This window comes from Arthrobacter wenxiniae, from assembly GCF_013376105.1.
In the GTDB taxonomy this organism is placed as follows: domain Bacteria; phylum Actinomycetota; class Actinomycetes; order Actinomycetales; family Micrococcaceae; genus Specibacter; species Specibacter wenxiniae.
Map to the genome: position 1 here is coordinate 20,602 of NZ_JAAMFM010000025.1, position 20,515 is coordinate 41,116.

The 20,515-nt window shown below is 59.9% G+C and carries 16 protein-coding genes; 11 read left to right on the plus strand and 5 right to left on the minus strand.

Annotated features, from left to right (window positions below):
- Positions 1-330: 330 nt before the first annotated feature.
- On the plus strand, positions 331-621 hold the full coding sequence (locus tag G6034_RS14745; RefSeq protein WP_110502186.1) for a hypothetical protein: 291 nt from the start codon (positions 331-333) through the stop codon (positions 619-621).
- Here the strand turns inward: G6034_RS14745 and G6034_RS14750 are convergent.
- Positions 618-887, minus strand: coding sequence for a hypothetical protein (locus tag G6034_RS14750; protein WP_176635866.1), 270 nt, complete (start codon positions 885-887; stop codon positions 618-620). The two genes, G6034_RS14745 and G6034_RS14750, sit on opposite strands and share 4 nt — an antisense overlap.
- Here G6034_RS14750 and G6034_RS14755 point away from each other — a divergent pair.
- The 8 genes from G6034_RS14755 to G6034_RS14790 all read left to right on the plus strand — a co-directional run bounded on the left by G6034_RS14755 (position 862) and on the right by G6034_RS14790 (position 10,335).
- Positions 862-2,067: a type IV secretion system protein gene (locus G6034_RS14755; protein WP_176635867.1), complete on the plus strand. Its 1,206-nt coding sequence runs from the start codon at positions 862-864 to the stop codon at positions 2,065-2,067. The genes G6034_RS14750 and G6034_RS14755 overlap by 26 nt on opposite strands.
- Positions 2,060-3,526 carry an SCO6880 family protein gene (locus tag G6034_RS14760; protein WP_176635868.1) on the plus strand — a complete coding sequence of 489 codons (1,467 nt, stop codon included), beginning with the start codon at positions 2,060-2,062 and terminating at the stop codon, positions 3,524-3,526. The genes G6034_RS14755 and G6034_RS14760 overlap by 8 nt, the downstream gene beginning before the upstream one ends.
- 239 nt (positions 3,527-3,765) lie before the next feature.
- Positions 3,766-4,980, plus strand: coding sequence for an ATP-binding protein (locus tag G6034_RS14765; RefSeq protein WP_176635869.1), 1,215 nt, complete (start codon positions 3,766-3,768; stop codon positions 4,978-4,980).
- Entirely contained in the window at positions 4,980-6,788 is a 1,809-nt protein-coding gene (locus G6034_RS14770; RefSeq protein WP_176635870.1) for a type IV secretory system conjugative DNA transfer family protein, read from the plus strand. Before G6034_RS14765 ends, G6034_RS14770 begins: the two co-directional genes overlap by 1 nt.
- Before the next feature lie 12 nt (positions 6,789-6,800).
- The gene (locus G6034_RS14775) at positions 6,801-7,292 is read left to right on the plus strand and encodes a hypothetical protein (RefSeq protein WP_176635871.1); all 492 of its coding nucleotides are present in this window, start codon (positions 6,801-6,803) and stop codon (positions 7,290-7,292) included.
- An 86-nt stretch (positions 7,293-7,378) separates the two neighbouring features.
- Entirely contained in the window at positions 7,379-8,539 is a 1,161-nt protein-coding gene (locus G6034_RS14780) for an ArdC-like ssDNA-binding domain-containing protein (RefSeq protein ID WP_176635872.1), read from the plus strand.
- Between the two features lie 695 nt (positions 8,540-9,234).
- Positions 9,235-9,870 (plus strand): hypothetical protein, encoded by a 636-nt coding sequence (locus G6034_RS14785; protein WP_176635873.1) that lies wholly within the window; start codon positions 9,235-9,237, stop codon positions 9,868-9,870.
- Positions 9,871-9,906: 36 nt separating this feature from the next.
- Entirely contained in the window at positions 9,907-10,335 is a 429-nt protein-coding gene (locus G6034_RS14790) for a hypothetical protein (protein WP_176635874.1), read from the plus strand.
- 747 nt (positions 10,336-11,082) lie between these two features.
- Here G6034_RS14790 and G6034_RS14795 read toward each other — a convergent pair.
- The 3 genes from G6034_RS14795 to G6034_RS14805 are packed head-to-tail and all read right to left on the minus strand — an operon-like array spanning position 11,083 to position 15,598.
- Positions 11,083-11,601 (minus strand): hypothetical protein, encoded by a 519-nt coding sequence (locus G6034_RS14795; protein ID WP_176635875.1) that lies wholly within the window; start codon positions 11,599-11,601, stop codon positions 11,083-11,085.
- A gap of 32 nt (positions 11,602-11,633) precedes the next feature.
- Positions 11,634-15,182: a MobF family relaxase gene (gene mobF, locus G6034_RS14800; RefSeq protein WP_176635876.1), complete on the minus strand. Its 3,549-nt coding sequence runs from the start codon at positions 15,180-15,182 to the stop codon at positions 11,634-11,636.
- Complete coding sequence (locus G6034_RS14805) at positions 15,179-15,598, minus strand: hypothetical protein (protein WP_176635877.1); 420 nt, start codon at positions 15,596-15,598, stop codon at positions 15,179-15,181. Before G6034_RS14805 ends, mobF begins: the two co-directional genes overlap by 4 nt.
- 597 nt (positions 15,599-16,195) lie before the next feature.
- On the opposite strand from G6034_RS14805, the gene G6034_RS14810 reads away from it, so the two are divergent.
- Both G6034_RS14810 and G6034_RS14815 read left to right on the plus strand, forming a co-directional pair.
- Complete coding sequence (locus G6034_RS14810; RefSeq protein ID WP_176635878.1) at positions 16,196-18,364, plus strand: McrB family protein; 2,169 nt, start codon at positions 16,196-16,198, stop codon at positions 18,362-18,364.
- 26 nt (positions 18,365-18,390) lie between these two features.
- Positions 18,391-19,476: a 5-methylcytosine restriction system specificity protein McrC gene (locus G6034_RS14815; RefSeq protein WP_176635879.1), complete on the plus strand. Its 1,086-nt coding sequence runs from the start codon at positions 18,391-18,393 to the stop codon at positions 19,474-19,476.
- A 37-nt stretch (positions 19,477-19,513) separates the two neighbouring features.
- Here G6034_RS14815 and G6034_RS14820 read toward each other — a convergent pair whose 3' ends face one another.
- Positions 19,514-20,389: a BRCT domain-containing protein gene (locus tag G6034_RS14820; RefSeq protein WP_218063947.1), complete on the minus strand. Its 876-nt coding sequence runs from the start codon at positions 20,387-20,389 to the stop codon at positions 19,514-19,516.
- Positions 20,390-20,515: the final 126 nt, after the last annotated feature.

Consider the following 20,515-nt stretch of genomic DNA (forward strand, 5'->3'; position numbering starts at 1 on the left):
ATCCTGACCCGGAACTCGATCGTCACCCATAAACGCCACTGTCCCCCCTTCTCTCAGGTTCGTCAAGAGAATATGTCATAGTCCAGCGGTCGGGGGTCTAGGTCCGGGCGTCCGATCCGTGCTGCAATTCGGGCCTTCAACATCCACATGTCGCACAGATCCGGCGCCTGCCTCGGGACCGCTATCCGCAAGCCTGGTCGGTGTCTCATAGTCAACAAGGCCGAAGCCAATGGCTCCTCCTCGTGCTTCCTCACGTCGTATAACTCTCTCGGAACCATGAACAGGTGAACCCTTCCCGCAAATGTGGGCAGGTCTTGATAGGAGTTCACCATGTTCCTGGCCGCGCCGGTCGATCCCGGCATCACACCCAATACAAGTTTTCCCTTCCTTGAGTCGCTGAAGGAGATCGGCGGCGGAATTCTGGTCGGCGCCTTCATCATCATCGCCATTGTGGCCATACTCGGTGCCGCCATGCTGTTGGCAGGCAAGCTGAGCCAGTCCTCGCGATTGGCATCGGGCGGCGGCATGATCCTTCTCTGGACTGGCCCGGTTGCTGCCATACTTGGCGGCATCAACGGCTACATCCTCTGGTCGCAGACAGCCTTTCACCTCGGCTTCTAGGCCACCGCGATGCTGCCCATGGTCAAATGCTCTGCCGGTGGGTGGTGGCCGCCCGGGTGTGGACTGATATCGCAGACGCAGGATACGGTCACACAGACGATCACTGACATGTTTGCCAGCATCCTGGCCAACATGGCGTCTTGGATGTGGTCGTTCATCTCCGGGGCGTTCGGCGTTTCTGACATCGGCCCCTCGGATTGGACAATCGTCAGCGGGATGACGAATTGGTGGATCGTCGTGATGATGACGCCGCTGGTGGTGGCCATGATCCTCCAACTGCTCGGCGGCATGATCAGCCAGCAACCGCGCCGCATTGGCCGAGCACTGATCGCCGGTGGCATTGCCGTGCCTGTGGTCTTCGGGGCCGTCAGATTGATGCAAAAGCTGACGCAGTTCACAGATTCGGCGTCGAGTGCATTGTTGGCAACCCTGGGCTCCGATCCGTACCTCGTGTTCATGCGCCTTTTCGGCTTTGAACGCGCCCCAGCAGGTTCCGGCCGGCAGTGGGACCTGGTGTCCATGGTGAGTCCCGGCGACGCCGGTGTGGCCGGCCCCGTGATCGTGACGGTCGTCGCGGTGGCGGTTGTTTGGGCCATGGCCTTCATCTTGATGTGTTCGATGATCTTCAGGTCCTTCGCGCTGCTCATCCTGGCGGCCACGGCGCCGGTTGCCATCATGTTGATTCCATGGGAGCGGACCAAGTCGTGGACGCGGCGCTGGTGCGAGACCGTCGTCGCGCTTCTCATCGCCAAACCTCTCGCTGCCACCGTCCTGGCGGTTGCGGTCAAGCTGTTTGCCAATTCGACGTCGTTTGCCGGGCTGGCTTCCGGCGCCGTTGGCATGGCACTGGCCTGCGCCGCGCCTCTGATGGCATTGCGCCTGGTCAGCTTCGCCGGCGGCGAACTTGCCGCCGCCGCCCAGGTGGCTGGCGGCGGGCACATCCTGACGCGCAGCAGCGGTTTCGCGGCCCGGCAGGTCGGCAGGCAGATGGGCGGCGGGCTGTCGCTGGCCAGCATCGGATCCAAGGGGCCGGCTCCGATCCAGTCGTCACCCGAGCCGAGGGTCAATGTCCCCGTGGAGAGCGAGCCGGGCCGGCAGACCGTGAAGCACGAAGCCGGCCAGTCTGCTTCCAGCGCGTCGAACCAAATGCCGGGGTCCGAAACCAAGACGTACGGCCAGCCGTACGTCAAGCGGGCGGGGACGCCGCACCGCGACCCGGGCGCACCGCCGTCGAACGTTGGCAACAGGCAACCGGGCCCCGGCTCGTCCGGCGCGCCAACAGACCCCGGGCAACGGCTGCGACCGCATGAACCCGGGCCTGGAGCACAGCAGCAGGTTCCCACGAAGGCGCCTCCTCCCGCGCCGGCGCCTCCGCCACCCATGCCACAGCCCCCGCCAGTTCCACGGCAGCAGAATATGAACCCGGAAAGGGATAAAGATGTCTGAAAATACGCGCAGCCTGCAGCCGGTGAAGTTTCCCCGGTATGAACGGCATGGCTTGTTCATGGGTTTGCGGTGGTACCAGCTGACACTGGTGGCGGGAGGTGTACTCGCCGCGACGGTTGCTTCAGCCGTTGGAGGGCCGCCGGCGCTCATCGTCACGTCGCCGCTGTGGCTTGGGCTGGTCCTGTTCGGCGTCCTCCAATACTCGAGGATCCCGTATCCTCTGTGGGCCTACGCCGCCACCGTGTTTCTGTGGCGCCAGCAGACGGGGCAGACCAAATACCTGGTCAAGCCGGAGCAACCGAGGGCTGCGGGTCAACTGGCGCTGCCGGGCGGACTCGGGACCTTGGAACTGCGCCAGACGCGGGACGGCGCTGCATACGTCGTCGACCAGCAAGGCCACGAGGCCGTGGCCATCCTGCGCTGCAGCACTACGTCCTTCGCACTGCTGGATGATGACGACAAGGCCTACGCTGTCCAGGCGTGGTCGAGGGTGCAGACGGCGATGGCACAGCGCCCTGCCGTAGCCAGGATTGCCGTGCAGGACTACACGGTTCCCTATCCCTCCACGGCGCTACGCGACTTCTACGACAGAACCAAGTCTCCAGCACGCATTGACGAGGTCAACTGGGGCGACAAGTCGTACCTGGACCTGATCGCGGCGGCCGGGGCGGCCATGAGCCACGAACTGCTCGTCTGCCTGGTCATCGACACGGCCAAGGCCCGGCGGCGGATCCGCGACGCAGGCGGCGCGGCAGCCGGACTGGAACACGTGGTCCGATCGGAAGTCGACGCAATCACGACTGGGCTGAAGACCCATGGCGTCGCCGTGGACGAGTGGCTTGCCGAGAACAAGCTCATCGCTGTCATACGCGGCGCCTTCGACCCGGAAGCCGTCCCTCGGCTGGCCGCCGTCTGCGCTGGCAGGCAGCAGGCGGTGACCATTAACGGCGGGCCCATGGCCGTGGAGGAACATTGGACATACCTGCGCACCGACTCCGGGTTTCACCAGACATTCTGGATCGCCGAGTGGCCGCGGCAGAAGGTGTTCCCCGGTTTCATGCACCCGCTGGTGTACGTGGGCGACTTCCGGCACACAGTCACGGAAGTCATCCGTGCCATTCCCACCGACCAGGCCCTGCGGGACATCCGATCCGCCCACGAAGCCCACGACACCCGCAGGCGAGTCAATGCCCGGTTCGACAGGCCCCTGACCCGGGAGCAGCGGGCCGAGGAAGAGGAAGTGGCCCAGCGCGAGGATGAGATCGTCGCCGGCCACGGTGACGTCCGCCCAGCCGCCTACGTCACCATCACCGCGGAGACCCTGGACGGCCTGGCCCGGTACAGGCAAGAACTGGAATCAGCAGCCGCCGGCGCCTTCGTCGAGCTCCGGCTCCTCGCCGGCCAGCAATGGCCCGCGTTCGTCGCGGGAGCCCTGCCCCTCGGAAGGGGACTGAAATGAGCAAGCACGCAGACCGCGTCAGCTTGACACCGTCAGGGGAGTCGCGTTTTGACCGGGATGCACGACGCCGGAGCGAACGTTCCGAGGCCGCCTCGCCCAAGCGCGCACCCTGGGACAGGCGTGCCCATCCTTCAGAGAATGAATCGCCATCGCGCTCGCAGGGGGACTGGGGAAGTCGCGAGACCGCATCCTTGAGAGGGCCGCACCGGCTCCGGCCGGCACCGCACCGGGCCTCGACCATGACCTTCGCCGCCGCCTACCCTTTCTTGACGGAATCCGGCCTTGGCCATGAGGGAACCTACATCGGCACCGACGTGTTCGGCGCCGGCGCGTTCTCCTACGATCCGTGGATTCTCTATGACAAGGGCGTGATCAGCGGCCCGTCCATTGTGGTCATCGGAACGGTGGGTACGGGCAAATCCATGTGCGGGAAGTCGCTGGTCGCCCGGTCGGTCACACTGGGACGCAAGGCCGCAGTGGCGTCCGACCCCAAGGGAGAGTGGGTCCCCGTCGCCAAGGCACTGGGTGGCAAGGTCATTTCAGTCGGGCCGGGCAAACCGGCAAGGGTGAACCCCCTCGATGCCGGCCCCCGTTCCAGGTCAGTTTCCGACGAGCAATGGGCGGCGGTCGTCCGGCAACGGCGGCGGCACTTATTGGTGGCATTGGTTTCCCTGATGCGCCAGGGACAGCCCATGAGCCCCGTGGAACACACAGCCCTTGACATGGCGCTCACGGACGCCGTGGCCGCCAACAGCACACCAACACTCCCCATGGTGCTGGACCACCTGCTCAATCCCAGCCACGAGACCGTGGCGCTGGTCGGACGGGACGGGGGAACCGGCGTCGGGCATTCACTGCGCCGCACCGTGGCGGGAGACCTCGAAGGAATGTTTGATGCACCGTCGACTGTGGCCTTTGACGCCGATGCCCCGATCATGGTCATGGACACCTCAGCCCTGATCGGGGCATCCGAGCAGGCATTGTCGCTGGCGGCCGCCTGCGGGGCAACCTGGCTCGAAGCCGCCGTGACCAACCCCGACGGCGCCAAGCGGATCGTGGTGTACGACGAAGGCTGGCGCATGCTCGCCGACCCGTACATGCTGGCCAAGATGAGCGAGCAGTGGCGGCTTGCGCGGACCTACGGGATCGCCAACCTGCTCATCATGCACAAGGTGGCGGACCTCAACGAGATCGGGGACGGCACCAGTGGGCTTCGGCAGAAAGCGCTGGGCCTGCTCACGGAGGCCGACACCCGCATCATCTACCGGCAAAAGCATGACGCCATGCGGTTGACGAAGGAAGCGCTGGGGCTGACCGAAGCCGAGTGCGAGCACGTTGAGAACCTGCCCAAGGGCATGGGGCTGTGGAAGGTGGGCAACAGGTCCTTCATTGTCGCGAACCGGATCACCACCGACGAGCTGTCGGTATTCGGCACCGATGAAGGGATGCGCTGATGCCCCGCCGATTGGATGACGGCAACCCGATGCTCAACGCAGCTCTCATTGCCGTCGCGTTGTATCTGGGATTCTGTCTTCTCGTCCAGGTGGCGGCGGCCACAGTTGTGCAGTGGGGCTGTCACGCCGCTGCACCCTGGACGTTCAGCCCGGCCGCCGGCATCGGGCTGTTCACCGGGCACATGAACTGGATAATTGCCGCGCCGCCTTCCTGCAGGGCGGGAACCGGTAACGTTTGGCTGCTCATCGGGCCCGTGCTCGCAGGTTTGGCGGTGATCGGGGCAGCCGGCTACTTCGCGTGGCGGATTTGGCGGCAGTCGGGTTCGTGGCTGCGCAAGGACATCCTGAGTCGCGAAGGTGTGGCTCGGCGCGCGGAGATCGTCCGGGACTTTGGATCCCGGGCCGCGGTCCGGCGAGGCAAGTTCACTCGGCCAGGGCTCGACAAGCCGCGGGTGGAGGAAGTCTCATGGACCGTTGGCAGGTCACGCGGGGTCACCGTCCACGTGTCAACGGAAGAATCCATGGTCATCCAGGGAGCCCCGCGATCCGGCAAGGGACTGTACCTGATCATCAACGCCATCCTCGACGCGCCCGGGGCTGTTGTCACGACGTCGACCCGGGCGGACAACTTGGTCGTAACGATGAAGGCACGGGCGTCCGGCGGCCGGCCTGTGACGGTGTTTGATCCCCAAGGGATGTCGGGGCTGCCCACAACTCTCCGGTGGTCGCCGGTTCGCGGCTGCGAGGATGCTGACATTGCTACACGGCGGGCTCTTGTCATCACGGCAGATACAGAGTTCAAAGGCGAGAACGCGGCATGGCAGAAACGCGCCGTCATCGTCCTCCAATGCCTTCTCCATGCCGCGGCTCTCTCGGGTGACGGCGTGCGCGGGTTCCGGCGCTGGTCGTCCAGCCCGGTACTGGCAAAGGAGGCGCTGGAAATCCTTGGCAGACCCGAGGCGGCACTCGGGTGGCAGGCGGACCTGATAGGCATCATCGACGACGACCCACGCAACACCTCCAATTCGTGGATCGGCGTCAGTGCAGCCGTCGCACCTCTTACGTCGCCGACCGTTTTGGCCGCCCTGGATCCTCGCGGCGAAGCTGAACAATTTGATCCCAAGGCCTTCATACGCCAGCGTGGCACGTTGTATTTGATCGGCACGAAGTCCGGTGCAGCCGCCGCCGGTCCGTACCTTTCCGCCTTGATCGACGACATCGACCACGCAGCCCGGGAGATGGCCTTCGTGGCGCCCGGGGGCCGTCTTGATCCGCCTTTGTCGCTGATCCTGGACGAGATCGCGAACCTCTCCCCGTGGCCCGGGCTACCGGTTGTGCTGTCCGACGGCGGCGGGATCGGCATCTCCACCATCGTCGTCCTGCAGTCCCTGTCCCAGGCGCGGTCCGGCTGGTCGATCGACGAGGCCGCCACCATCTGGGACGCAGCGATCGTCAAGGTGATCTTCGGCGGCGGCTCCGACGAACGCGACCTCCGAGCCCTGGCAGGACTCATTGGCGAGCGCAGCACCACGGTCAACACCCGGTCCTGGTCTTCGCAGGGCAGCCAACACGGCGAGCAGGTCCGCGAGACGCCGGTAATTCCCTTGCACGAGATCCGCAGGCTGCCCGTGGGAACTGCCATCATGCTGGGACGGCGGACCCGGCCCATCCTGCTTGACCTGCGCGAGTGGCACAAACGCAAGGATGCAGGCCAGCTGGGCCTGTCCAAGGCAGAGACCGAAATGGAACTCGCCACGGGCCACCGGATACGCCAGGAAGCCAATATCAGGACCCAACCGGAAGAGTGACAGGAAAACGCAATGGACGAGGAAGACTCATTTGAATACACGGTCGGCGGGGGAGCGGAAGACGAATTTGCCGCGATGCTGTTTGGCTCCGCCGAGGGCAAGCGGTCCAAACGGATACCGATGACCTACCGCTGGCGGGACATGGACCCCCGAACGGCGGAGACCGTCTGGAAGCATCTCGGAGAGTGGGTCCAGTGGCTCGTGGACACGTACCACCTACCAACCTCCGTGATTCCCGACTGTTGGTGGAAACACAGCGACATGGTCGCCGAACTGTATGGGCTCCAGCGTGCCGAGCAGGCTTCCTACACGGAAGACGACGGCGGTTTTGGTCCCATTACGTTTCACGAACGGATGACGTCGAGCATCGAGCGGATGCGCGACCACACCCGCACCGCCGGCTGCGTCGGGCTGCAGGCGCACAGGGCCACTGTGCGCCGTGTCCTCCCTCCCGGCGGCCCGGGATCTTCGAGCATGGGGCATGATCCAGGCGCACCGGCGTAATTCACGCTGTACAGGACCGCGGGAACCATGAACAGGTATGCGGAGCGAACAGCTCGTGAACACAGAACATGGCGGAGGTGGCGGCAATGAGTGCCGATTCGTTGGAATACGACACGGTCTCCGAGTCCGGCCCGGTAGAACGGCAGCCAGCGCCGCCGCCAAGCCACCCTGCACCCGAAGAGCGCGTTGCCGCCCTGACGCGAGGACTCGTTGATCTGCTGGAGGATGCTGTCAACGAGCCTTGGCGATGGCAGAAACTACTCGACAACTCGGCCACCCTTTGGCGATACTCCGGCGGCAACGCCGCAATGCTGATGGTCCAGATGCAGGAACGCGGCAAGGAGCCACCAACGCTGGTGGCCGGCTACAAGGAATGGGAACGCCATGGGCGCTACGTGCTCAAGGGCGAACACGCACTCTGGGTGATTGCGCCAAGGACAGCCAGGGCCGAGCCGGAAATTGTCGATCCCAAGAACCCGCTGGCGGTTGCCGTTGCTGTCGAGGCCGACGACGCCAAGCGATCCCGAATAATCGGCTGGCGCGGCCAGGCTGTCTTTGACGTTTCCCAAACAGAGGGCGAGCCTCTATTGGTGCCTCGCCAAGACAACGTGCTGGCCACTATGTCGGCTGCGGCGTGTGAGGACTTGTGGGCATCGTTGGTGCTGCTCGCTGAGCGCCGCGGATTCAATGTCGACGTCTCCTCGAATCAGCATTCGCTGGCCAGTGGCTACACGAACTTCGGCAACCGTATTATTAGCATCGGTGAATGGCTCGATGCCGAGGAACGACTTGCTGTCCTTGCCCACGAGCTCGGACACGCCATGCTCCATGGGCCCGATGATGCGCTGGGCATGCTTTACGGAAGCAGTGCAGAGCATCGAGGTCTCGCCGAAGTGGAAGCGGAATCGATCGCCTACACCGTTATGAGGGCTCACGGGATTGACCGAGGTCCACAATCATCCAGCTACCTGGCCGGTTGGGCAGATGCCGTTCTGGTTGCCGAGGCGGATTCAATCCTTCAATCCGCAGCGGGTTGTAAGCTTCTGTCCCGTTCCGACATCGCCAAATCAGTTCTTGCCAGGGTGACGTCGGCGTCCAAGTGCATTCTGGACGTCACAGGTCAGGCAGAGTCGGGTGGAAGACTCTCCCCGCAGTCAGCGTCGATGGCTTCGTACGGGACATCAGGTAATGAATTGAGAATGCCAACACGTCGATCGACGGCAACACAGGCACGGGCGATCGACTGACTTGAAGTTTGTCTGGTCATCGACTATCGGCAGACACAAATCTGCTGCCTGGTCATCTGACGCGAACTGCACGCAGCTGACCGTCCCCTCTACGCATGACGCAGCGTTGCCGACTGGAGCCGAATAGAACCACCGCTCCCGGGCATCCGGCTTGCTACAAATTCATAGGTTCCTGGCTACGACAAGCAACCTAGGTTGGAGCCTTGGCTCTGTGGACATGGATCTGCGCAACGTCGCAATCGATGGACCAAGTATGCGCGCCATAGTCATGGCGCTTAAGTCATCAATGCGGAGGTACCACTCTGAGGCTACACGGCTACCGTACTTCTCGGCTGACATCTGCATGTGCTCAAAAGGACACCGGCTCTCAATCATGAACCGTCCCGGTGCGCGTTGCAGGGGAGGCGCCGAGACTCTACAGGAAGCTGGCCGAGTGGATGGTTCGGTTCACGGTCACCAACGTCAAGAAGGTTCAAACGGGGTCTTGACCCAACGTAGCCAGCGGTATAACTTGAATAAAAGATATGGATTTCCAGAAAAAATTCCACATAAATATCAAGTCCGGCTACGAAGGGCGTCAGGCAAGTAAACGGTGAGAGGAAGACCGGTCGGCGAAGATTAGATCGCTTCAATCTTGCTAGATTTGATAAAGTTCAATGTGTTCGAAAATTTATTAGTTATTCACGGGGATTCAAATGAATCAAAATGTTGGATCGTATGGAAACGAGACGAGCTCAGGTCGACTGCTGTCTTTTGAAAATGGCGAATATTTTCAAGTTGAAGTGGACCTTGGCGTAGCGTCGATCCTTTGGTCCTCTCAGAAGGCTATAAACGAGATAGTTGACTTGCTGCCTTTGCGACGTCTTCCAATCGATAATGAGTCATTAATCAAAATTCGTGATATTGAAATCGAGAATCCTGATGGATATGAAGAAGAAGAAGGAACTGGTACAGCTGTTGAAGTTTTAAACTTTATAAGTGTCGAGTCAAGGAAGGATAATTTATCCGGAAAATCGATTGCCTATGTCAGAATTCCATTCAAGGATTTTACGTTTGTATGGCGAAGAGACGCAAGGAAGTTTGCTAGACCAACCCGAGCATTCCCTGAGATATCACTTATTTATCCAAGCCCAGTTCGGGATACTCAATTCAAAATCGAATTCTTAGAGGCTTCGGCGTCGTCAAATTTGTGTAAACTTAGGAGCGAAATTCTCGAAAACTTCTTTCATGTCAGACCAGAGGTAGCTTGGAAATACAGAAACGCTAGGCTGGCCTACAGTTCGGACGTGGTAGATGCCGAATTACCCGCTACGGAGTGGTATCCTCGTTGATAGCCATTTGTGGATCAGAATTTGAGGAGCAATATTGTGATTTTGAATAAACGCAAAGTTAAGCTCATTATTCGAGATCTTCCGGACGTTAGAGTTGAGATATGGTTTGAAAAATCCTCCACTGGCGGTGCTTCGGAGCGAATTCATAGCATCTCTATTAGAAATGATATGAGTGTTCGTCTTAAGGTCGACCTTACTTCTTCGCTTAGCCCGCCAAATCATGTTGCATATCTGTCGTCGCAGGACAACGCAAAATGGCGATTAGATTGCATCTTGACGTGCATGAGTTCGACGCGCCCACCCTTCTCGAGCGGTTTGGAGTTGAATCCCAATGAAGTCCATAATTTTGCGGGATGCGACAATGCTTTTATTGAGGCTGATTTCTGTGAATTTTCGGCGTTAAATGGATCCATGGTGCGCGCGTCACGTCTGTATCATGGTGAAGACAGCTTTGCGATTCAATAGGGGTCGCATCAAATGACGCTTAATTGGATCCCGGCTGTTGCTCTGACGCCAAGCATGATAATTCTGATGGTAGGATCTTTTCTCCAGTCCGGAATATCTTTGAAACAAGCGCAATACTTCGAGAGTGAAGCTAGTAAAGAGAGGCGCCCCGGAACTGAGTCCATCCACTTGAAACGAGATGAAATAATTAGGCGAACTACCCGAGACAGTGATCGCGTGCGGTTGCCGATAGCTCTGCTATCAGCATGGCCAGCTCTATTGATATTCGTTCAACACTATTCCGCAACTACGAATGCGCTTCTGACACTGATATTCTTCTGTTTGGTACTGATTTCCTACGTATGGCTCGGTAGATTAACGCCTGGCCAGTATCATAAATTCAATATTTGCAATATTAGCCTCGCCTCTTGGATATCGTTTTTACTAATATTAATATGCTTTTTTATATTTTTATTCTCGCCAACTTCTACGATAGGCGTCTAGGCAGCGTTTGGATCGTGTTGTCTTATTGCTATAAGACTACTGTCCCGCTGTTCGGGTCGGACCGCTTAATCTGGGACTTGTAGTATTAATCAAAAGTCTTCCAGTGAGTTTTTCTTGGTGTTTCTTGGGAATGCGAAAATGTGCCCCTATGACTTCGGTTACCCAAGTGCTATGTCGCCTGATATAAAGATGGGTGCAACTGTGAGAGCATCGGCTGCTGTCGCCACGTTTGTACTGGCGTTCTTGGTTTCACATTGAATTCTCTCATCGTCTAGCCGACGGAGCCACAGCCCGGCAGTCGCCTTCTGCGATCCGATAAGTCGGAGGCCAGGGCTGGCCGATGTGGACCTGGTTCGGATCGGGCGAAATAAGCAAGACGGATTCAGGCCAATACGTCCCGCCGGCGCCTTCAATCCATGCTGGCTGGCGGTATCCGAATTGGTCCCAGTTGATGGTGACCCAGGCGCCTGTCGGCTGCACTTCCTCGACGCTGAGAACCGTCACTTCCGTCGTCGTCGCGCCCGTGTGGCGGGCCGCTTCAAAAGCCTGCCAAAGGCGTTGCGCATTCTCGGTCCAACGCCGGGCCCGGCGGACTTTGGCAGACCAGCGTAGGACCAGCAGTGCCGTAATGATGAGCAAGGCTACGGCCGTGGCAACCATCCACGCAGGTGCGGGCCAGTTCGCGATGGTTGCCGGAATGAGAAAGAGCGTGCAGGGGAAAGCCAGGATGCTCCACCCGAGGAGTGGTGCCGAGACGATTGCAGGTTTGATCATGGGGTTCATGACCACCACCACCCTTCCTTTCGAGACTTAGTTTAGAGCGAGGGCCCGACATCGATAAGGGGCTTGTGCACAATCGACGCGGGTATCGCCGCCTGACTCTCCTCGGCGGAGAGCGCGGCGGACTGCAGCATGGACTGGATCTGAAGCTGCAGTTCGTCACGGTCCCGCGTTTGTTCCCAGTCATAGCTGGCAGGAACCGGACCCAACGGATCAGCGCGCCCCTCGATGCCCCACCGGTCCCGGTAGGCGGCAATTTCGCCGACGACGGCGACCCAGCGTTGAGCGTCGACCTCGGGTCCCGCCATGGCCTGCAACGCCTGCACCCATGAGGGTTTGGACGTCAGGGCCCTCTTGGCGACGTCATCGCGGCGCGTGACGGTCCGGGACCTGACTTGTTCGATCATCTCTCGCAGGTCCGCGCGCTCGGTGCTGAGAACCTCGGACAGAGCATTCCCCGATTGGTGAATGCCGTTTCCGGCGACCCGGCGCAGGCGTGCGTGAATGACCGCCATGTGGTCCTGTGCGTCGCCGGGGTGGCGCAAGGCGCAGCTCAGCACGTGGTGCGCGGCGCCCGGATCGGTGAAAAGTGCGCGCCGCCAGACGGCTACGCCGGCACCCCAGGAGGGTGACTCATGAAGGTGCGAAACGGCGTCGGGCATCACCTTGGCAATGGCCGTGGACAGGTGCTCGGATGCGGCGAGCTGGGCCAGGTAGTCATATTCGGCGGCGAGCCGCTCGAGGGTGTCAGCCTTGGCAATTTCGGCGGCGCGGACTTCATGGGCGGTTCGTTCGGCTCCTGCGGACGCCAAGACCTCGCCCAGGATTGAGCACCAGCTGGCGGTCGCACCAGTCATGGAAGGTTCGTTCGCGGCAGGCTTGGATTCGCATACGTATGCGGTGTTGCTGGCACGGCCGCGGGTCATCCCGACATAGAAAAGTTCGCGGGTCAGGCGGCCCTGGGTGAGGACGGTGTGGCTGGTGTCCACGGTGATGCCCTGGGATCGGTGGGCGGTGGTGGCGTATCCGAGTTCGGCCGATTCGATGAGGTATCGCGGATCGAGTCGAACCGTGGCGCCGGTGTCCAAGCGCTGCGCGGCCACCGAACCGTCGCGGTGTGGGCGTTTTGTGATCCGCAAGAGAGTGCCGTTGCGCAGGTAGTCGCCGTTGCTGTCGGTCAGGCGGCGGTTGTTCTTGCGGGCGATGATGGTGTCGCCGCGGCCGGCTGTCAGGCTGTCGCTGAGTGCCACCGTGTGCTCTGCATCGACGTGTCCGGAGGCGACCAGGTCGGCATGGGCGCGCTCGTTCAGCGTGGTGACGGTGTCGTTGTCCGGGGCGATGAGGATGGAGGACTTGCCGTTGTGTTGGTCCGCGGCCCAGTGCTGGTAGGCGTCTTCGACCATGGCGGTGAACTCGCCGTGCTCGATGCGGCCGTTGGCTGTGTACTGGTCGACGGCGTCAATGTTGCCGTCGCGGAGTTGAAGCGAGGCGGGACCTTCCCAGTCGTGGGTGAAGCGGTGGATGCTGGTCAGCTCTACTGCCTTGCCCTCGCGGTGGAGCCAGCCGAGAATGCCGCCGGCGTCGATGGCGTCGAGTTGGGCCGGGTCGCCCACCAGCAGCAGTTTCGCCCCTGCTTGTGCTGCCTGGTGGACGAGCCCTGTGAGCTGGATGGTGGAGACCATGGAGGCTTCGTCGATGATGATGAGCTGGTTCTTCCTGAGCTGCCATTGGGCCTGTTGGAGGGAGAGGCTGGCCAAGTACTTGTTCGCCAGGCTTCTCGATCGTGGGGGCGACTGTTCCAGTCCGCGGAAGCGTTCGGCGCGTTGATAGGCGCCTTGCCCTACGCTTTCGTAGAGCCATTTGGCGACGTTTTCAGCAGTAATGCCGAGCTCTCTGGCTAGGACCTCGGCGCTGGCTGCTGCGGGCGCAAGTCCGACGACGCTTCCCTCGCCGTGGGTGCGTTCCCAGGCGGCCTTGATGGCTGCCATCGTTGTGGTCTTGCCGGATCCGGCGGGGCCGACAACGGCGTCCAGCCGGTTGCCGCTTGTCAGGACGGTCTCTGCTGCGGTGCGCTGGTCTGGGGCGAGTTCGCAGCTGGCGCGGCGCCCGTACTCGGCGAGGTGGCTGGAAGCTTCGGTTACAGCGATGGCCGGGCCGCCGCCGTCGTTCCTTGCGTGCATGATGAAGCGTTCGTTGGCGAGCGTGCCGGCGTCGGTGTACAGGCGCGCCCCAGGGAAGTCGAAGACGCTGTGGCCGGCGAACGCGAGGTCCTCGCGGGCGTCGAGGGGGAGCCGGTAACGGGCGTTGTTGAGCGGGACCGACTTGTTTTCGACGGCGCTGGTGACGGCGTCGACCATGGCGCGGCGGTCGGCTGGGGAATGGCAGCGGATGTCGGCGCAGGTGCGTTCCGCTTCGGCGAGGAGGTTCCACCGGTTCCAGGTGGCCCGGCGCCGGGCGACGCCGTCACGGGTGACTGTTGCGGCGGCATCGATCCATTCGGGGGAGACGTCTGACGCCCGGATGGCCCGCCGCAGGGAGCGGTGAATGGTGGCATCGAGAACGGCTTTTGGTGTCTGGCCCAGGTCCCGGGCGCGGTTTTGCCACCCGGCACGGAGTTCGTTGAGTGGCCTAGCGGTCTCGCTTTTCGCCTGGCGGGTGGCAAGTGTGGCGATCTGGCGGAGTTTGATGACGGTCGTGGCGGAGGGGTGTTTGCCATGCTCCTGTGCCCAAGCCCGGATCAGTCTGCCGGCCTCGACGTCGATGAGCCTGCTGCGGTTGGAGAATTCCCTTAGCAGTTGATCGTTGATGCCGATGAGTTCGTGACTGGGGTTTCGTTGCGCCGTGGTGGGAGTGCGGAAGTCCGCTTCGGCGCCAAGGATGCGCTGGAGTTCGTCGAACAGGAGACCGTTGTAGTGTTCGCTGGCCGCCACGATGGACTTGTACAGGGTGCGGGAGTCGATGGTTGCCCAGGCGCTGTCGCTGGCGCGTTGGACGCGGTTGGCGATGACCAGGTGGGTGTGGAGCTGGGGGTCGCCGGCGCGGGATTCCCAGTGGTCGAAGGCTGCGGCTATGGCTCCCTCGGTGCCGACGCGGGCGACGCCGTTGCGTCCGGTCCGTGTGTGGATCGCCTGGTCCTCAAGCCATTCGAGGACGATGTTGACGGCGCGGTGGTGGGCGTCGAGAACTTGTTGTTGAACGTCTTTGTCAGCGATGGCCCAGAGCACGGAGACAGATTTGGGGACGCTGAAGGTGAGGTCGAACCCGGCGACGGCGTGGCGCTGTTGCTCCTCACCGTTGCGGGAAGCGATGGTGGTCTGGCCGTGGGGTCGCCCGAGGATGGCCTGCGTGTCGGGATTCTGGGCGTGGGAGAAGACGGATTTGGCGTCCGGGACCGTGACGGGTCCGTGTGGCTGGCGGTTGATGCCGGAGAGCCCGTGGCCGAGCCAGCGGCCTTGTGGGGTTCCGGCCTTGACGTAGTAGCTGGTGGCGTCCGCCACGGGCACGAGGAGGTCGTCCTGCATGGTGGTCTTGAGCAGGTAATTCAAACCGGTGCTGGCGGTGAGCCGTGAGAGGGAGACTGTCATTGATCGGGGACGAGCGTGTTGGTCCGCCAGCCGCGGCGGGCGAAGATTTCCCTGGTTGCCCTGTCGAGGGGGAGGCCGAGCCTGGTTGACAGCTCGAAAAGCCGGCCGGCAATTTGCATGAGTTCGCGGGTGTCCGCGCTCTGGCCATGGAACAAGCGTGCGTTCTCGAGCTGGAGCTCGGTGACCTGTGCCTTCAGCTCGGGTATTTCGCAGGCGATGTCGACATTGATCGTTGCCAAATCTCGGAGCCTGGTACGGAGGTCTTCCGTTTCACGCTCATGGCGGGCGGCTTGGATTTCGATTTCTCTCCTTGCTTTCGCTTCCGCCGCGGACAGCTGGCGGCGACACTTCTCCTTGGCGGCCTCCAGCCGGGCGCGGCCTTCGGCGGCAGTGTCCGCCAGTTGTGACCGCAGCATTCTTTGGGAGCTTGCCCGATGGCGCATATGCCATGCGCGGTCTCGACGGCGTCGCGAACACTTGGGGGAGCAGTACAGCTGGGTGGCTCGCGCCGGGTCAAAGGAGGACCCACACTCAGGGCAAACATTCGTATCCATACCAGTTCATGGTGACGGAGCGGCTTTACCGCGTGAGTGGCCGTCGGGTCCGGAATCGACGGGGAGGGCCTTGGATGCCAGACGTGTGACGGAATTTTGACGGAATTTTTGAACCACTTCTTTGGCTCCGGGGAATGGCTGTAGGCGGGGCAAGGCCAGCGGCCGGAAGTACTGTATCTTCTCGCCATAGCGATTTGGTGTAGTCGATTGGCCGTGGCTGCTTCATCGACATATTTGAATCTGGTTGGTCAACGCGGTTGAGGGCGGCGTCTCGATGGTCTGGTGCGACATGGTCAACGGAGGCAGAATTGATCGCTGGCCAATTCAATCAGATTCGTAGCTCGACTGGCGCAGCCTGCTGGACAGTTGGTGCCTTGGGAACTTTGTGGGTCAGGCGTGATTCAATGATCTTGACACCGCAGGTGCGGTTATGGGAACTCGGTGAGGGAATGACTAGACATGGTTGATGTGGGTTCGCAGGTACAGGGAAACTATTGGTTTGTTGGTGCTTATTTCAATGACAGAAATCCTCAAGATCAAACCGAGCGGTTCCTGGCTGACGGGGTCTGGGAAAACGGGTTTGATGACCAGCTCCTCGACACCGTCAAGTCAATGCAGGCCGGAGATAAGATTGCGATCAAATCCACCTACGTCCGCAAACGCGATCTGCCCTTTGACAATCACGAAAATTTGGTCTCGACAATGGCCATCAAGGCAGTAGGAACCGTCACTCGTAACCACGGGGACGGGCACTTCGTGGATGTCGACTGGGAGCCGCTCGATGCTCCTCGAGAGTGGTATTTCTACACTGGCAGGTCAACCATTTGGCAGGTGAAGCCAAAAAACTGGCTAAGCGAAGGCCTAATCCGGTTCGCTTTCCAGAATGAACCTCAGCACCTAGACAGATTTAGAAATGACCCTGCGTGGTCAGCACGATTTGGTGATGCCGATTTGACGTTGAAGTATGACTTCGCGTGGACCACTTTTTATGAAGAATTCGCTACTGAACTCTTGAAGTTTAAGGACAATCGAACCGCGCTTCTCGAGATCTTGAGTGACCTCCAGCAGAAGCATGGCGTACTGAGTTACTTGACGGATAAAAATTCCGAAGGCGCTTCACAGTCGCTGACCGATATCTGTCCTTTCACTGTCCTTGCAACGTTTAACCGAGGGATCACTTCACTCAAGAGGACTGCACTAGCTGGCGACTGGGCCAAAGCATTGGGAGTATCAACGCCAGCGCCGGTTAGTTTTGATGGAATTCCCCTCGTTAACAACATGAATTCCTGGTTCTTCCAGTATTCAAGTGATCAAGGCCGCGACGACATTGAGACGCTGTGGAATGTTTTCGAGGCCGCGCTGGATTTGGCTAAAAATCCCGACGAGCATGAGCGAATTAAATTTGTGGAGGCGTATGACGCTGCACGAGTCCTGCCTCAAGTAAAGACGAAGCTCAGCATGGGCTTGTTCTGGAGCCGCCCGTGGCATTTCCTTCCCTTGGACGGGCAATCGCGCAGCTATTTGAAGTCTGAGCTGATGTTGGATGGAAATCTGCAGAATGCTGACGGACCCAAGTATCTGGCAACTATTGACTTGCTGTCAGCCAAGTTCGACGACGCTGAGTATGCGGTGCATTCATTTCCTGAGCTATCTTGGACAGCTTTCCTTACTCCGGGCGCTTCACCGGCAGAGTCGACAACTGGCTCCCTGGATGAGGAAATTGTGGAGCAGGCATCGGTCGTTCCCTTGGCTACCTACAATGTTGATGACATTGTGGAAGATGGGTGCTTCCTCCTGCCTACAGAGCTTCAAGAGATGCTGGATCGTTGGCGCAACAAGAAGAACCTGATCTTGCAGGGCCCGCCCGGAACGGGAAAGACTTGGCTGGCCCGCCGACTTGCTCATGCCCTGATCGGAACCAAAGACTTGCGCTCGGCAATCCGTGCCGTTCAATTCCACCCGAATGCCTCCTATGAAGATTTCGTCCGAGGTTGGCGTCCTGGCCCAGAGGGGCAGCTTGCCCTCGTCGATGGGCCCTTCCTTGAAATGGTTGAACGGGCCAACGCCGCTCCGGATGTCCCGCATGTCCTTCTCATTGAGGAAATTAACCGGGGAAATCCTGTCCAAATATTTGGCGAGCTTCTGACACTGATTGAAGCTGGGAAGCGATCTCCGCGTGAGGCTCTGCATCTGGCTTACCCGCGTTCGTCGGATGAAACAGTCCATGTCCCGTCTAACTTGTATATCATTGGCACGATGAATCTCGCCGACCGTTCACTGGCGATTATGGATCTGGCTTTCCGCAGACGGTTCGGGTTCGTTTCCTTGGAGCCGGCTGTCAATGACCGTTGGGCAGATTGGGTTCATTCCAATTTCAACGTCTCAATGTCGGAGTTGAAAGATATTCAGCTCCGGTTCGCGTCCCTCAACCAAACCATCTCGGATGATCCGAACTTGGGTACCCAGTTCATGCTCGGACACAGCTTCATCACGCCGACGTCGGAGATTAATTCATTTAGGAATTGGTTCGAGGCGGTGGTAGCGACTGAGATCGGGCCAACGCTGGATGAATACTGGTTTGACAATCCCGAGAAGGCTCATTCCTTGTGCCAGGAACTGCTCAGTTGATACCAAACGAGACCGCTTCAGGAACCATGGTGGTCATTTCGGGGAAAACCGAGATTCCCATAGGAAACCTGTGGCTGCTGATGCTATACGCGTCGAAGTTCTATGAAGCCGGGGCAGAGTCTCTCGACGGAGTCGAACAATACCCCGAGCTTCTGCCTGACTTGTTGGCGGAAATCCTGGTGGCCAGCGTCGGTGATCGAATCCGGAGGCCACTCACACCTATTTTCTCCATGACAGCCCGAGACTTGCGCCGCGTTCGGGGTCGGATCGATGTCCTGCGAACAGCTTCCCACCAACTCCTCCGGCAGGGGCAGATTGCATGCCGCTTTGATGAGCTCACCATAGATTCCCCCCGTAACAGGATGGTCTTGACTGCACTGAAGGTTTTGTCCCCGTTGGTGGCTTCGAAGCAACTGGCGTCCGAATGCCGCGGTCAGTCTCGAGCATTGGAGCGGATGGGTGTCTCCTCTAGTTACTCGGTCCGGGACGCCAAAGCTCTCCATATCCGACTGACGCGCAATGACAGCCAAGATCGACGCATGATCCAGGCCGCCCGGCTGGCATTGACCCTGGACCTCCCCGCAGACACAGCTGCGCCACAGGGGAATACACGGAGGTTCTTGAAAATCCACGAGTTCCGGGCATTGTTCGAGGCAGCTGTTGGCGGACTTTACGCCGCCACGTTGGGCCGAGAAGGTTGGCGTGTATCTCGAGGGCGCCAGCTGGCGTGGGATGCGGCAGATGCCACGGACGGTGCACTGGCCCTAATGCCTCGGATGAAAACGGACATCATTCTTGAAAATGCAAAGGACAACCGACGGATTGTCATTGACACGAAATTTACATCGATCCTTGCCGAAGGAAAATACGGCAAGGAGACATTCAAAAGCGGTCATCTCTACCAGCTTTACACCTACGTTCGGACGCAGGAGAGTGAGTCGGACCTGTTCTCGGCATTGTCCGAAGGGATGCTCATATACCCCGCAACAGGGGAATCGATCCGGGAATCCTTTCAGCTGTCTGACCATAAGATGACGCTCGCTACCGTCGATCTGACACGCCCAGCGGTTGAAGTGCGCCAACAACTGTTGGATATCGTCCTGACGCTGTAGGTGTTCCTGCTCGCGGCTTGTTCCGGTAACGGCATTCCTAAGTAACAGACTCAAAGTTCGGCGCAAATACCAGCGTCACGCCCTGGCTCGTGCAGAGCCCGGACCAATGGAAAGACTTCAGTGGGCGTTTCTCGAGAACCAGATATAGTCGCGGGCTGAAGCCCCGGCTGCGGAGGCGGTGGCCGTAGTCGAGTACTTGGCCTAGCCCATGACGAACCTGAGAAATCTCGTTGGCCAGAGTTAGACTTTTGATTTCAGCAACGCTGGATGAGTCGTCTTGAGAATTCCAAGCCAAATCAAAATTGCAATCCGAGTCGAACGGTGAGAGTGGCATGCATCCGATTGACTTGAGGTGCTGGGCGAGTGCATCTTGCGTGGCCGAGTGGGCCCGCAGCCCCCTGTCTACAGCATCTGGATCCCTGGAGAATTCGCCCAACAATTGCACAGGATTGGCGAATTGACCGGACCTGTACGGTGCGCCGAGTACTCCGCCTTGCGAAGCCGGCTGGCGAGCCGTGATCTTGGGAATGTGTGGTTGAATCGTTGGTGCTGGAAAGCAGCTCCGAAGACCAAGGAACCCTGCCGCGTCAACGATTACGATGCGATGCCCAGTTCGTTGCATCCGGGCAACTTGGGCTTCTCTAGTGCCATAGTTGCCATACTTCCACTGTGTGCTGACTCCACGAACAAGTAGATCGGTATTGTTTCCGACGTCGGGTTTTACGGTTGCTCCCAGACGATTCGCTATTGAGACGAGTTCAGGCCGGATATAGTCGTCGATCTTGCCTGTGAAGACAATCTCCTTGCCCTGCAGGTCGAAGACCCAATCATCTAGCATGGCGACCTTTCTGAAGGCTGGTGAGCACAAGGCTAACAGCGGTCCGTGGAAGCCAATGTCATCATCCCTGGCCACGCCAGAGCCAGAGATCGTGGGTCCAATTTCGCGTTATGGAGTCTGGAGGGACCAGAAATCTTGATTGAGTAGACTCACAAACGAATGAGTCCATTGAATGAAGCCCTCGCGTCCATTCAACCGCCC

Bases quoted from the DNA above. Each gene is read 5' to 3' on its own strand.
- G6034_RS14775 (WP_176635871.1), top strand. From the start codon at position 6,801: ATGGACGAGGAAGACTCATTTGAATACACGGTCGGCGGGGGAGCGGAA.
- G6034_RS14750 (WP_176635866.1), bottom strand. From the start codon at position 887: ATGGCCACCACCAGCGGCGTCATCATCACGACGATCCACCAATTCGTC.
- G6034_RS14785 (WP_176635873.1), top strand. From the start codon at position 9,235: ATGAATCAAAATGTTGGATCGTATGGAAACGAGACGAGCTCAGGTCGA.
- G6034_RS14755 (WP_176635867.1), top strand. From the start codon at position 862: ATGATGACGCCGCTGGTGGTGGCCATGATCCTCCAACTGCTCGGCGGC.
- G6034_RS14805 (WP_176635877.1), bottom strand. From the start codon at position 15,598: ATGCTGCGGTCACAACTGGCGGACACTGCCGCCGAAGGCCGCGCCCGG.
- G6034_RS14745 (WP_110502186.1), top strand. From the start codon at position 331: ATGTTCCTGGCCGCGCCGGTCGATCCCGGCATCACACCCAATACAAGT.
- G6034_RS14795 (WP_176635875.1), bottom strand. From the start codon at position 11,601: ATGAACCCCATGATCAAACCTGCAATCGTCTCGGCACCACTCCTCGGG.
- mobF (WP_176635876.1), bottom strand. From the start codon at position 15,182: ATGACAGTCTCCCTCTCACGGCTCACCGCCAGCACCGGTTTGAATTAC.
- G6034_RS14810 (WP_176635878.1), top strand. From the start codon at position 16,196: ATGGTTGATGTGGGTTCGCAGGTACAGGGAAACTATTGGTTTGTTGGT.
- G6034_RS14780 (WP_176635872.1), top strand. From the start codon at position 7,379: ATGAGTGCCGATTCGTTGGAATACGACACGGTCTCCGAGTCCGGCCCG.
- G6034_RS14815 (WP_176635879.1), top strand. From the start codon at position 18,391: ATGGTGGTCATTTCGGGGAAAACCGAGATTCCCATAGGAAACCTGTGG.
- G6034_RS14760 (WP_176635868.1), top strand. From the start codon at position 2,060: ATGTCTGAAAATACGCGCAGCCTGCAGCCGGTGAAGTTTCCCCGGTAT.
- G6034_RS14765 (WP_176635869.1), top strand. From the start codon at position 3,766: ATGACCTTCGCCGCCGCCTACCCTTTCTTGACGGAATCCGGCCTTGGC.
- G6034_RS14770 (WP_176635870.1), top strand. From the start codon at position 4,980: ATGCCCCGCCGATTGGATGACGGCAACCCGATGCTCAACGCAGCTCTC.